Origin of the sequence: Micromonospora sp. CA-269861 (genome assembly GCF_050948505.1) — a bacterium.
In the GTDB taxonomy this organism is placed as follows: domain Bacteria; phylum Actinomycetota; class Actinomycetes; order Mycobacteriales; family Micromonosporaceae; genus Micromonospora.
The window spans coordinates 1,182,751-1,194,858 of record NZ_CP192014.1; the positions used below are offsets into that span (position 1 = coordinate 1,182,751).

General features: G+C 71.9%; 12 protein-coding genes. 4 read left to right on the forward strand and 8 right to left on the reverse strand.

Annotated features, from left to right (window positions below; all coding sequences use genetic code 11):
- Positions 1-4 precede the first annotated feature (4 nt).
- Together ACQP0U_RS05415 and ACQP0U_RS05420 are read right to left on the reverse strand one after the other, a co-directional pair.
- Positions 5-373 carry a DUF4180 domain-containing protein gene (locus tag ACQP0U_RS05415; RefSeq protein WP_112725645.1) on the reverse strand — a complete coding sequence of 123 codons (369 nt, stop codon included), beginning with the start codon at positions 371-373 and terminating at the stop codon, positions 5-7.
- Positions 366-827, reverse strand: coding sequence for a helix-turn-helix domain-containing protein (locus ACQP0U_RS05420; protein WP_433316299.1), 462 nt, complete (start codon positions 825-827; stop codon positions 366-368). The genes ACQP0U_RS05415 and ACQP0U_RS05420 overlap by 8 nt, the downstream gene beginning before the upstream one ends.
- Before the next feature lie 160 nt (positions 828-987).
- Between ACQP0U_RS05420 and ACQP0U_RS05425 the strand changes: the two genes are divergently transcribed.
- The gene (locus tag ACQP0U_RS05425; protein ID WP_433316301.1) at positions 988-4,317 is read left to right on the forward strand and encodes an ATP-binding protein; all 3,330 of its coding nucleotides are present in this window, start codon (positions 988-990) and stop codon (positions 4,315-4,317) included.
- A gap of 147 nt (positions 4,318-4,464) precedes the next feature.
- Here the strand turns inward: ACQP0U_RS05425 and ACQP0U_RS05430 are convergent, their stop codons facing one another.
- From ACQP0U_RS05430 to ACQP0U_RS05440, 3 genes are read right to left on the reverse strand one after another with little or no spacing between them, the layout of a single operon-like run.
- The gene (locus ACQP0U_RS05430) at positions 4,465-5,322 is read right to left on the reverse strand and encodes an ABC transporter permease (protein ID WP_433316303.1); all 858 of its coding nucleotides are present in this window, start codon (positions 5,320-5,322) and stop codon (positions 4,465-4,467) included.
- Positions 5,319-6,332, reverse strand: coding sequence for an ATP-binding cassette domain-containing protein (locus tag ACQP0U_RS05435; RefSeq protein WP_433316304.1), 1,014 nt, complete (start codon positions 6,330-6,332; stop codon positions 5,319-5,321). The genes ACQP0U_RS05430 and ACQP0U_RS05435 overlap by 4 nt, the downstream gene beginning before the upstream one ends.
- A gap of 27 nt (positions 6,333-6,359) precedes the next feature.
- On the reverse strand, positions 6,360-6,914 hold the full coding sequence (locus tag ACQP0U_RS05440; RefSeq protein WP_433316306.1) for an NADPH-dependent FMN reductase: 555 nt from the start codon (positions 6,912-6,914) through the stop codon (positions 6,360-6,362).
- A gap of 131 nt (positions 6,915-7,045) precedes the next feature.
- On the opposite strand from ACQP0U_RS05440, the gene ACQP0U_RS05445 reads away from it, so the two are divergent.
- Positions 7,046-7,561: a GNAT family N-acetyltransferase gene (locus tag ACQP0U_RS05445; RefSeq protein WP_433316308.1), complete on the forward strand. Its 516-nt coding sequence runs from the start codon at positions 7,046-7,048 to the stop codon at positions 7,559-7,561.
- Between the two features lie 212 nt (positions 7,562-7,773).
- Here ACQP0U_RS05445 and ACQP0U_RS05450 read toward each other — a convergent pair whose 3' ends face one another.
- Positions 7,774-8,526 carry an SDR family oxidoreductase gene (locus tag ACQP0U_RS05450; protein ID WP_433316310.1) on the reverse strand — a complete coding sequence of 251 codons (753 nt, stop codon included), beginning with the start codon at positions 8,524-8,526 and terminating at the stop codon, positions 7,774-7,776.
- A 102-nt stretch (positions 8,527-8,628) separates the two neighbouring features.
- On the opposite strand from ACQP0U_RS05450, the gene ACQP0U_RS05455 reads away from it, so the two are divergent.
- Positions 8,629-9,471, forward strand: a complete 843-nt coding sequence (locus tag ACQP0U_RS05455; protein ID WP_433316311.1) for a helix-turn-helix transcriptional regulator — start codon at positions 8,629-8,631, stop codon at positions 9,469-9,471.
- Here ACQP0U_RS05455 and ACQP0U_RS05460 read toward each other — a convergent pair.
- Complete coding sequence (locus ACQP0U_RS05460; RefSeq protein WP_433320632.1) at positions 9,402-10,436, reverse strand: DUF5937 family protein; 1,035 nt, start codon at positions 10,434-10,436, stop codon at positions 9,402-9,404. The genes ACQP0U_RS05455 and ACQP0U_RS05460 overlap by 70 nt on opposite strands.
- A gap of 129 nt (positions 10,437-10,565) precedes the next feature.
- Between ACQP0U_RS05460 and ACQP0U_RS05465 the strand changes: the two genes are divergently transcribed.
- Positions 10,566-11,096 (forward strand): nuclear transport factor 2 family protein, encoded by a 531-nt coding sequence (locus ACQP0U_RS05465; protein ID WP_433316313.1) that lies wholly within the window; start codon positions 10,566-10,568, stop codon positions 11,094-11,096.
- Positions 11,097-11,165: 69 nt separating this feature from the next.
- Here ACQP0U_RS05465 and ACQP0U_RS05470 read toward each other — a convergent pair whose 3' ends face one another.
- A complete protein-coding gene (locus tag ACQP0U_RS05470; protein WP_433316315.1) occupies positions 11,166-12,017 on the reverse strand; it encodes an aldo/keto reductase in 852 nt (283 codons plus the stop codon).
- Between the last annotated feature and the right edge of the window lie 91 nt (positions 12,018-12,108).

Below are 12,108 nucleotides of genomic sequence, written 5' to 3' on the forward strand. Positions count from 1 at the left end.
GTGGCTATCGGGCGGCGCGTAGGCGGGTGTCCAGCGCGTCGAGGTCGGGGACGAACCAGATCTGCCCACCCTGGTTCGACTCGTGCACAAGTGCGCGCAACGCCGAACTCTCCGCGAGCTGCGCCGAGATGTCGCCGACGACGGCCAGGCGCACCCGGTAGTTGACGAACTTCTGCATCACGTCTCCGGCGAAGCGGGTGCCCAACGAGAAGAAGCGCTCGTCGAGCCGGTTGGCCGGTACGGCCACCACCTGGGCGCCGAGGAACGCCGCCCCGATCAGGTCCAGCGCGTCCTGCTCGGTGGCTACCGGCGGCCCCGCCGGGTCGCAGACCAGCACCGGCACCCCGGCGCGTTCCTGGATCTCGTCAGACATCGCGAACCTCCCGATTGAGCAGGCCGTTGTCGGCGTTGAGGACGGCGTCGAGCAGGTGCAGCAGTTCGGCGGTGGCGGCGGGGTCACCCAGGATGATGATCTTCATGCGCTGGCGTTCCTCGTCGTACACCGTCTGCACCCGCAGCGGGTGGGCCTGGTCGTGGCCGGTGTTGGCGCTGGTGAGCACGAGCGTGCCGAGCCGGTCGGCGGCGGCCCGGTCGACGCCGTCGATCTGCACGATGCTCGACACCTCGGCGCTCGACACCTCGGCCTGCCCGGCCACGACGGCCGGCGCCTGCCCGGTGAGGGCGTCGAGATCGCTGGCGGCGATCCGGTACTGCTTGCCGATCCGCACCGCCCGGAGCCGGCCCGTGCGGATGTAGCCGCGCACGGTGCGCACGTGCAGGCTGAGCCGATCGGCCACCTGCTCAACAGAGTACATTTCTTCCGTCATCGTTCCCCATAATACTCGGTTAGGGAAGCTTAGGGAGTGATGGGGTCGACTCGTTTGCGACATCAGCTCCAAAGGCCCTCTCTAACCGGCGAGACCCGCGAAGCATCCGGCCGGTTAACCCACCCGCGCTGTCGCACGGTTCCAGTACCGTCTGGAAACCATGGACGCGCTCGGCGACGCCATCATCGGGCGGGATCACCCCGCAGGCCTGCTGCGCGCCGAGTTGGATCGCGCCACCACCAGTCACGGCGGTTTCGTGCTGGTCACCGGCGAGCCGGGCATCGGCAAGACGACCCTCGTCACGTCGGCGGCCCGGGAGGCCCGGCAGCGAGGCGCGCTGGTGCTCGGCGCCGCCTGCTGGGATTCCGACAGCGCCCCCGGCTACTGGCCGTGGGTGCAGGTGCTGCGTGGCCTGCGGCGCTCCGCCGACGACTGGGCAGTGGCGCGGCAGTCCGCGGAGCCGGCCCTCGCCGCCCTGCTCGGCCAGTCGGGCACCGGAGGCGAGCAGGCCGGACGCCTGGTCAGTTGGGCAGGCGTCGACCCAGGCCCGGACGTCGCCGACCAGGAGGCGTTCGCGCTCTGCGACGCGGTGACCGCCGCGCTGGTCGCCGTCTCCCAGCAGCGGCCGGTCGTTGTCGTCCTCGACGACCTGCACTGGGCCGACCCGGCCTCACTGCGATTGCTGAGCTTCGCCGCCCAGCACACCTGGTTCGAGCGTCTCCTGCTGATCGGCACCTACCGCGACGCCGAGGTCGAGTCGGGCGAGCATCCGCTGCGCCCGCTGCTGATGCCGCTTGTCGCGAAGGCCACCACGATCACCCTCACCGGCCTCTCCCGCGACGACGTGGCCGCGCTGATGGCCCGGACCGCCGGGCGGGAGCCCGGTGCCGGCCTGGTCGACGAGGTGCACCGGCGTACCGGTGGCAACCCGTTCTTCGTCGAGCAGACCGCGCGGCTGTGGCACGCCGACGACGCGGTCGGCACGATCGCACCCGGCGTACGGGAGGCGGTGCGCCGCCGCCTGGCCCAACTGCCCGCCGCCGTCGTCGAGGCGCTCACCGTCGCCGCCGTACTGGGCCGCGAGTTCCACCGTCAGGTCCTCGCGGCCTGCGCAGCCGCCCCGGCGGCGCAGGTCGACCGGCTGCTCGACCGGGCGGTGACCGCCCGACTGGTGGTGGCCCGGGGCGGTGGCCGCTTCGCCTTCGCCCACGACCTGGTCCGCGAAACCCTCTACGACGGGCTGACCGACGACGACCGGCGGGCCCGGCACGGCGCAGTCGTCCGGGCCGTCGACGACCTGCGGGAGCTCACCGATCGGCTGATCCCGGCCGACCTCGCCCGCCACGCCTACCTTGCCGGCCCCGCGCTGGACCGGGCCCGGGTGGCCACGCTGCTGGTCGCCGCCGGGCGGGACGCGTTCGCCCGGCTGGCCGGCGACGAGGCGGCGGTGCACTTCCGCCGGGCGCTCGAGGTCGTCGAGGACCTGGCGCAACGGGTGCGGATCCTCGTCGAGTTCGCCGAGTCGCACTACCACCACGCCGGCCGGGAAGAGGTCAAACGGTTGCTGGCCGAGGCCGCCGAGCTGGCCCGCTCGCTCGACGACCCGGTGCTGCTGGCCCGGGTCGCGCTCACCGTGAACCGCTCCCGCCAGGTGGATACCGCCCAGTCGATCGAGTCGGCAGAGTTGGTGCGCGAGGCGTACCGCCGGTTGATCGGCGAACCGGACGCCACCGCGACTGTCGGCGCCCTGGTCGCGGACCTGATCACCGCCAGCGAGACGATCGCCCGTCGAGGGCAGGACGACGAGGCGCTCACCTTCAGCCTCTGGGCCCGGCACGACACGACCTGGGGGCTCGGCACCGCCGCGACCCGAGCCGCGCTCACGGTCGAGATCCGGGACGTGGCCCACCGGACGGGTGACCGGGAGACCGAGCTGTGGGCCACCTCGCTGCGCTGGGTGGCGCTGCTGGAGCTTGGCGACCCGAGCTTCGCCGACGAGCTCACCACCTTCGTCGACGCCGAACGGCACGGCGACTTCGCCAGACACCGGATGGCCGCAGCCGTCGACAGTGGGATCATCGCGGCGTTCCGGGGCGACTTCGCCAGGGCCGACGAGCGGTTCACCGTCCTCGGCGACCACGCCGACCCGAGCCACATCGAGTTCGGGTTCATGGGCCACCACCTGCGCTGGTCCCGGCTGCTGCTCCAGGGCCGGGTCGCCGAGGCCGCCGTGCTCGTGGACGGGCTGGCCCCGACCGACTACCCCTACCGGGAGCTGCTGCGGGCGATCACCGCGGCGGAGCGTGGCGACGGCGAGACGGCGGTCCGGCTGACCGCCGGCATCGAGGCCGCCGCCATCCGCTATCCGCGGCCGGTGTCCCCACTCTGGCTACGGCTCCGCGCACAGGCCGCCGCCGCGTCCGCCGACCCGCAGCGCTGCGACGCCGCGCGAGCCGCGCTCGCCCCGCACCGCGGAGAGTGGATGGTGGGGCTGTTCGGCTGCGAGATCAGCGGTCCCGTCGACCACTGGCTGGCGCTTGTCGACGCCGCCCAGGAGCGCTGGGACGACGCCATCGCCGGCTTCACCGCCGCCCGTGACTCCGCCGATCGGATGGGCTCCCGACCCTGGTCGCTGCTCGCCCGCACCGGCCTCGCGAACGCCCTCGCCGGCCGAGGCCACCCGGGCGACACCGCGACACTGACCGCGCTGCGCGCCGCCGCGATCCAGGAGGCGACAGCTCTCGGCATGACGCAGGTGCTCCACCGGCTCGCCGCCCCAGCCGCCCCCGACGCCGACCGCCCAGACCAGGCCCTCGCGACGCTCCAGGCCGCTGGGTCGGGCCAGGCTGCCGGGTCGCGCCAGGCGGCTGGAGCGGGCCAGGCCAGCGTGCCGGGCCAGGTTGTCGCGCCCGGCCAGGCCGCGCCGGTCGCGCCCGCGATCGAGGGGTACGAGTTTCGGCGCGACGGGCCGGTCTGGCAGCTCGCGTACGACGGTGTGGTGGTGCACCTGCCCGACGCCAAGGGCCTGCATGACCTGCACCTGCTGCTCAGCCGCCCGGGCAGCGACGTGCCGGCGGTGGAACTGCTCAACCCGGCCGCCGGGCCGGAGCTGGTCGCCGCCCGCCGGATGGGAGCCGACCCGGTCCTCGACGACGAGGCGAAAGCCCGCTACCGGCGGCACCTGGCCCGTCTCGACGAGGAGATCGATCGGGCCGCCGCCCGGGACGACGACCGGAAAGTGTCCAAGCTGGACGCCGAGCGGGGCGCGTTGCTCGACGAACTGCGTGCGGCGGCGGGCCTCGCCGGCCGGAGCCGCCGCCTCGGCGACGAGGCTGAACGGGCCCGCAAGACGGTGACCGCGCGAATCCGCGACACGCTACGCAAGCTCGACCACCGACACCCGGCGCTGGCGAGGCACCTCCGCGACGCCGTCTCCACAGGAGCCACCTGCCGCTACCTGCCCCCCACCGCCCTCCCCTGGCAGCTCTAACCCACATCGGCCCCGCCCCAGCCCTCCGCGATCTTGCACTTTCGGTCGCCGATTCGTGTGGATTTGCCACGCTTGTCGGGACAGTAAGTGCAAGATCGCGGGGGCAGGGGCAGGGGCAGGGGCAGGGGCCGGGCGCGGGGGTCGGGGTTAGCGGCGGTTGTACTTGTACATGGTCAGGGTGCCGAAGACCAGGACGAAGCCGGCGCTCCACAGCAGCAGCCACATCGTGGCCGACGGGTCCGACTCGCCGCTCATCGCTCCTCGGATCGCCGCCACCAGTTGTGTCACCGGGTTGACCTTCACGAACGCCTGGAGCCAGCCGGGCATGGTGCTCGGCTCGACGAAGACGTTGCTCAGGAACGTCAGCGGGAACAGCACCATCATGCTGACCCCCATCACCGACTTCTCGCTGCGAAGGATCAGCCCGAAGAACGTCCACACCCAGGAGAACGCGAACGAGAAGACCACGAGCAGCCCGATCCCGGCGACGGCACCGACCACCCCGCCCTCGGGCCGGAACCCGAGCACCAGCCCGAGACTCAGGATCACCACGGCAGCGAGGATGTAGCGCAGCACGTCGCCGAAGATCATGCCGACCAGGGCGGCCGGCCGCCAGACGGGCAGCGTCCGGAACCTGTCGAAAATGCCCTTCTCGATGTCGGTGTTGAGGCCGACGCCGGTGTACATGGTGATCATGACGACGCTCGTCACCATGATGCCGGGCAGGAAGAACTGCAGGTACTCGCGCGGGCTGCCGGCGAGGGCGCCACCGAACAGGTACGTGAACATCAGCACCATGATGATCGGGAACGCGGTCACGTCAAAGAGCTGCTCCGGCACGTGCTTGATCTTCAGCATGGCCCGCCAGCCGAAGGTGAGCGACGCACTCAGCGCGCTCGGCCGGGGCGGTCGGGCACCGGGCGCGAGCACCGTCGCCAGCGCCTCGGCGGACGGGACGTAGACGGACGGCGCCCGTTCGGTAGTGGTGGTCGTGGTGTCGCTCATCGGGCTGCCTCCAGCTCGTCGTCGCGCTCGTCGGCCGGCACGGCGGGGTGGTCGGTCAGGGCCAGGAAGACCTCGTCCAGGCTCGGCTGGCCGAGGGAGAAGTTGTCGACGACGATGCCGGCGCGGGCCAGCTCGCCGAGTGCGCGGGAGGCCTGGGCGCTGGCGTCGAGGTCGGTGCCGGCCTCGCCGACGCGGGCGGTCAGCGCCACCGGGTCGGCCGCGAGCTGCACCGGCACGTCGAGCGCCTCCCGGAGCACCCGCTGCGCGTCGGGCCGCTGCCCGGGATCGCGCAGTCGCAGGTGGACCGTGCCGGAGCCGATCGACGACTTCAACTCACCCGGGGTGCCCTCCGCGATCACCCGGCCGTGGTCGACGACCGCGATCCGCCCGGCGAGCTGGTCTGCCTCGTCGAGGTACTGGGTGGTCAGCAGCACAGTAGTGCCGTGCGACACCACCGCCCGGATGATCTCCCACACCTGGTTGCGGCTCCGCGGGTCGAGACCTGTCGTCGGCTCGTCGAGGAAGAGCAGATCCGGGGTGTTGAGGATGCTTGCGGCGATGTCGATGCGTCGCCGCATCCCGCCCGAGTACTTCTTCACCTGGCGGTCGCTCGCCTCGGTCAGACCGAACGCGGCGAGCAGGGCGGCCGCGCGGTCCCGAGCGGCCGGCTTGCGCAGGCCGAGCAGGCGGGCGAGGAGCACCAGGTTCTCCGTACCGGTCAGGTCCTCGTCGACGGAGGCGTACTGGCCGGTGAGGCTGACCCGGGAACGGACCTTGTCGGCCTCGGTGACCACGTCGTGCCCGAAGACCCGGGCCGAGCCGCCGTCGGGCCGCAGCAGCGTGGCGAGCACCCGGACCGCTGTGGTCTTGCCCGCGCCGTTCGGGCCGAGCAGGCCGTAGACGGTGCCGGCGGGCACCCGCAGGTCGATGCCGGCCAGCGCCTGGGTGTCCCCGAATGAGCGGGTGAGTCCCTCGGCCTCGATGGCCAGGCCGGTGGTGCGTCTACTCATGATCCTTACCTTTCGTGTCGGATGTTTTCAGGAGACGTAGGGCCGAGCTGCCCGACCGTCGCGCAGCGCCAGACCCCACCAGCGCACCTGGTCGAGCAGGACGCCGACGTCGCGGCGCAGCTCGTCCGTGCACCTGGCTGTCGGCTCGCCGGCGAGCAGGTCGATCCCGACGACGTCGCGCACCGTCATCGCGTGCAGTGCTGTGAAGACGGTACGTAGTTGGTCGACTGCGTGCACGCCGGTGGACCGACAGCCGTACGACACGAAGCCGACCGCTTTGGCCTGCCACTCGTCGTACGCGTAGTCGATGGCTTGTTTCAAGGGTGCCGGGAAGCTGTGGTTGTACTCGGGGGTGACCACGACGAACGCGTCCGCCCGGCCCACCTCGCGGACGAACGCCCGGATGGACGCGGTCGGCTCGGCGGGGTAGGTGGCCGGGAAGTCGTACTCGGTCAGGTCAACGACCGTCACCGTCAGGTCGTCGTGCCGTGCGGTCTGCTCGACGAACCAGTGGGCGACCCGGTCGCCGACCCGGCCCTCCCGGGTGCTGCCGACGATCACGGCGATCCGCAACTGGGTCATGGCCCACCCCCCTTCCATCCTGAAGGCGCGAGGTGGCGGCAGGCGCCCGCTAGATCCGATCTAGCGGGCGCGGTTCCGGGCGAAATGTCGGTGGGATCGGCTTGACTGGGGTCGACGAACGGGGGAGTTGGATGGCACAGGTACGCATCGAGCCGTGGCACGAGGACGACCTCGACCTGCTGCGGCAGCTCAACTCACCGGACACGCGCAAGCACACCGGCGGCCCGGAGACCGACGAGCAGGTGCTTGCCCGCCACGACCGGTACGTGCACTTCTCCGGCACCGGGCAGGGTTGCATGTTCACGCTGGTGTTGCCGGACGGGGCGCGGGCGGGCAGCGTCGGCTACTGGGCCCGCGAGTGGCGCGAGCAACAGGTGTACGAGATGGGTTGGGCGGTGCTGCCCGCGTACCGGGGGCAGGGGCTGGCCACGGCGGCGGTGCGCGCGGTGGTGGACGTCGCTCGCGCGCGACGGGACCGGCACTACGCCCACGCCTACCCCTCGGTCGACAATCCCGCGTCGAACGCGGTGTGCCGCAAGGCCGGCTTCACGCTGCTCGGCGAGACCGGTTTCGAATACCCGCCGGGGCAGATGATGCGTGCCAACGACTGGCAGCTCGACCTGACCGCCCCACCGACCGGGAGCTGAGGTCGGCGGGGCGGCTGGTGCCGGTCACCAGGTGGTGTCGAGGCGGTGTCGCTGCTCGGCGGTCAGCTCCAGGTCGACAGCTGCCAGGCTCTCCTCCAGTTGCGCCACCGCGATCGTGCGGTACCGCATGGGGATCTCCTCTCGTGCGCCCTACCGGTGGGCGCACAGATCACCCTGCAGGCTGGAGCGCGCTCCAGGTCAAGCGCTCATCCTCACCAGGGCAGTACGCCGTACCCACCGCCGGCGTCCATCTGGAAGCCCCAGAGCAGCCCGCTCGGCCCGTCGGCCGGCAGGGTCGCCAGGTGCACGCTCACCTCGGCCCCCTGCTCGGCCGTCCGGAAACCGCTGTTGCCGTTCAGATCGGTGGCGCAGTAGCCCGGGTTCGCCGCGTTCACAGTGATCGGGGTGTCCCGCAGCTCTTTGGCGTACATCGCGGTGAGCATGTTCAGCGCCGCCTTCGACGACGGGTACGGCACGGAGGTCAACTCGGCCAGCGCGCCGTTCGGGTCGGTCATCACCGTGATCGAGCCGACCTCGCTCGACACGTTGACGATCCGGGCCGCCGGTGCGCGGCGCAGCAGCGGCAGCAGCGCGTTTGTCACAGTCACCACCCCGAAGACGTTCGTCTCGTACAGCCGGCGCATCGTCGCCAGTGTCGTCTCGCTGGGCAGCCCCCGCGCGCCGTCGGCGAGGACGATGCCGGCGTTGTTGACGAGCACGTCCAGCCGGCCGTACTCCGCCTCCACCCACTTCGCGGCGGCCGTCACCGACCCGGCGTCGGTGATGTCGAGCGGCACGAACACCGCGTCCGCGCCGCCGTCGCGCAGCTCCCGCTCGGCTGCCCGACCCCGCTCGGCGTCCCGCGCGCCCACCAGCACTGTCATCCCGAGGGCGCCGAGCTGCCGGGCGGTGGCGAAGCCGATCCCCTTGTTGGCCCCGGTGATCAGGGCGATTTTGTTCGTCATGCCGTCGAGCGTGTCCGCGCCGGCGGTGTGCGGGGAGAGACGGGCCGAGGCTGGGACCGGCGGTACCACCCTGACCGGCCCGCGCCGAGGCATGCTGGGGGCATGACGAGCAGCGGCCTGCGGCGTGACGAACTGGCGGCGTTCCTGCGTACCCGCCGCGCCCGGCTGCGCCCCGCCGAGGTCGGGCTCCCCGAGGGCGAACGCCGACGTACCCCCGGGCTGCGCCGGCAGGAGGTCGCCCAGCTCGCCGGGATGTCGATCGACTACTACATCCGGCTGGAGCAGGGCCGCGGGCCGCACCCGTCTCGGCAGGTGCTCGCGTCGATGGCCCGGGCGCTGATGTTGAGCCGGGACGAGCGGGAGTACCTGTTCCGGGTCGCCGGCGAGAACCCGCCGCCGACCGTCGGCCCGAGCCGGGAGGTGTCGCCCGGGTTGCGGCACCTGCTGGACGCCATGACCGAGACCCCGGCGTACCTCGTCGACGCCGCCTACCACGTGCTGGCCTGGAACCGCCTGGCCACGTACTTCCTGGGCGATCTCGCGGCCGTGCCGGACGCGGAGCGCAACATGATCCGCTGGACGTTCCGGCACTCGGTGACCGAGGGCCACTGGACCGATGCCGACGCCCGCCGGTTCGTGCACAGCACGGTGGCGGACCTGCGGGCCGCGTACGGTCGCTACCCGGGGGATCCGGCGATCCGTGATCTGGTCACCGAGCTGCTCGGCGTCTCGCCCTCGTTTGCCCGGCTCTGGGCGGAACACGAGGTGGAGGAACGCCGTCCGGTGATCAAGCGGGTGCCGCATCCCCACCTGGGGTCGTTGGAGTTCGAGTGCCGGGTGTTGCTGGTGCCGGAGACCGAGCAGCGGCTGATCGTCTACGTCCCCGAGCCCGACTCGCCGACCCAGGCGGTGTTCCGCCGGATCGCCGAACGGGTGGCCTCCTGACCTGAACGGCAGCCGACCAGCCCGTCCCCGTGATCGGAGCGCCGGTAGAGCACGCTGTGGCGCTCCCGGGTGCGCACCACGAGGCCGGAGCGCAGCAGCACCCCCAGGTGGTAGGAGACGGTGGCCGGGGCCAACCGGTGTCGCTCGCTGAGCTGCCCGGTGGACCGGGGGACGTCCAGGTCCGCCAGGATCGCCGCCCGGCTCGCACCGACCAGGTCACCGAGCCGACCCGCCCGGTGCTGTTCCGTCGGACCGGCTCCGATCGGGTAGACGAGCACGGCATTGCCCTCGTCGCAGAGCTGAGTGGAGAGGTGGGGCCAGGCCAGCGCCGACGGCGCGAGCACCAGCTCCGCGCCGGTCAGCGCGGTGGTGATCCGGTACGAGCTGTCGATGGTGAGCGACCTGCCGGTCCAGCCGACCTTCGGGTGCAGGCTGTTCAGCATGCTGCCCACTCCGGCGGTGGCCATCGTGGTGGCCCGCAGAGCCAGCTCGGCCTCCAGCGTGGTTCGCACCGCCGGCCACTGCTCGGCGAGCGCGGCCCGCCAGAAGTGACGCAGACCGTTGGCGACCCGTCGGGTCAGGGTGCCGTCCTCGACGGCGGCGCGGACCCGCGCCGGGATCCCGCCCGCCGGAAACCGCTCGTTCACCTGCACCGCCACCTCGTCGGCGGGCGTCGCGGCAGTGGCAGCCAACTGCTGCTCGAAGGCCGCGTTGAGCGGGCCCAGCGGCGGCTTCGGCGTGAGCAGGTCTGGCGTGTAGCCGAGCCGGCCGGGCGGCATCACCAGCTCCGCGACCAGGGCCACGTCGGGGTGCCGCAGCGCGGCGCGGGCGGCCGGACCGGTGTCGCCGTGCACCGGGTGCCCGAAGCGCGAGAGCGCTGCCCGCAGCCAGGACGTCACCTCCGAGGCCGGCGAGATCGCCAACCGAAGCCGGGCGAGGCTCGGCCCGTCCAGATGCGCGACCATCACAGCCGGATCGTACAAGCGGCGGCGTCGATGTGCGGTCGGCATTCGAACTGGTTCGAATCAGTACCCGGAGGCGTGGCGGGTCGGGTTGGCTGCGACGGCAACACCACCCGTCCTGAGGAGAAACCGATGCGCCCACCTGCCTCCCCCCGTTCCGCCGGCCGGCTCGGCCGCACGCTCGCCCTGCTCGGGCTCACCGCCGGTCTGCTGGCAGCGGCTCCTGCCGCGGTGTCGGCCGCCACTGTGGGCCCGGCCGACACGACCACCGGCGACGCTGCGGCCCATGGCTGCGAGCGCGCCTTCGACAGCGCCGTCCGCGCGTACGTGGAGACCACCGAACGGCGCGACCTGGACGGCTTCGCCGCGTTACTGCACCCCGACGTCACTTCCGTCTTCGCCTCCGACGGTGAGGTGCTCGACGGCAAACGGGCCACCGTGGACTGGCTGCGCGGGTTCTTCGCCGACGACTCGTGGACCCAGTCCTTCAGCGTGGCGAAGCAGACAGTGGTCGGCTGCCGGACCGGCTTCGTGCTGTTCGACTCCGTCTACGCGGTGCCGGCCACCGGCACCAGGGTGCCGCTGCTGATCGGGGTCAGCTACACCTACCAGCACGGCCGGTGGCTGGTGTTGCAGAACCAGGACTCCGTGGGCCGGGTCTGACCGAGGGGGGCGCCGAAGGGGGGAGGGGCGGGCGTCACCGCGGCGACGCCCGCCCCTCGGCGGCTCAGGTCAGTTGGGCAGGTAGGCGAAGGTGTCCGGGTCCGGGCCCTGCCGCCCGGCCTCGCCCTTGTTCAGCCCGGTGATCCGCTCCATCGCCGCGTCGTCCAGCTCGAAGTCGAAGATCCGGGTGTTCTCCTCGATCCGCTTCGGGGTGGTCGACTTCGGGAAGATGATGTCGCCGCGCTGCACGTGCCAGCGGAGCACCACCTGCGCCGGGGTCCGGTCGAGCTGCTCGGCGATGTCGACCACTGTCGGGTCGTCGAGCACCTTGCCCTGCGCGATCGGCGACCACGCCTCGGTCAGGATGTTGTGCTCACGGCCGTAGGCGCGGACCTCGTCGTTGCCGAAGTACGGGTGCGCCTCGATCTGGTTGACCACCGGCACGACGCTCGCCTCGTCGGCCAGCCGCTGCAGGTGCGACGCCTGGAAGTTCGACACGCCGATCGAGCGGGCCCGGCCGTCGCGCTGGAACTCCTCCAGCGCCTTCCAGGTCGAGACGTAGTCGCCGTCGTACAGGGTCGGCAGCGGCCAGTGGATCAGGAACAGGTCGATGTAGTCCATCTTCAGCGCCGCGAGCGTCGAGTCGAACGCCCGGCGGGCGTCGTCGGGCCGGTGGAAGGCGTTGCTCAGCTTGCTGGTCACGTAGACAGCGCTCCGGTCCAGACCGGAGACGCGTACCGCCTCGCCGACCTCGGCCTCGTTGCCGTACATCTCGGCGGTGTCGATGTGCCGGTAGCCCACCTCGAACGCGGTGGTCACCGCCGCGACGGTGTCCTTCGGCTCGATCTGAAACACCCCGAAGCCGAGCTGCGGAATGGTGGTGCCGTCGTTCAGGCTGATGTCGGGAATCGTGAGTGCCACTGCGGCTCCTTCGCGTCTTCGTTACCTGTCATCCATACCCGGGCGGGTGGACGAATCACCGCCCAACCGGGGGTGACGAACGCAACGGCAG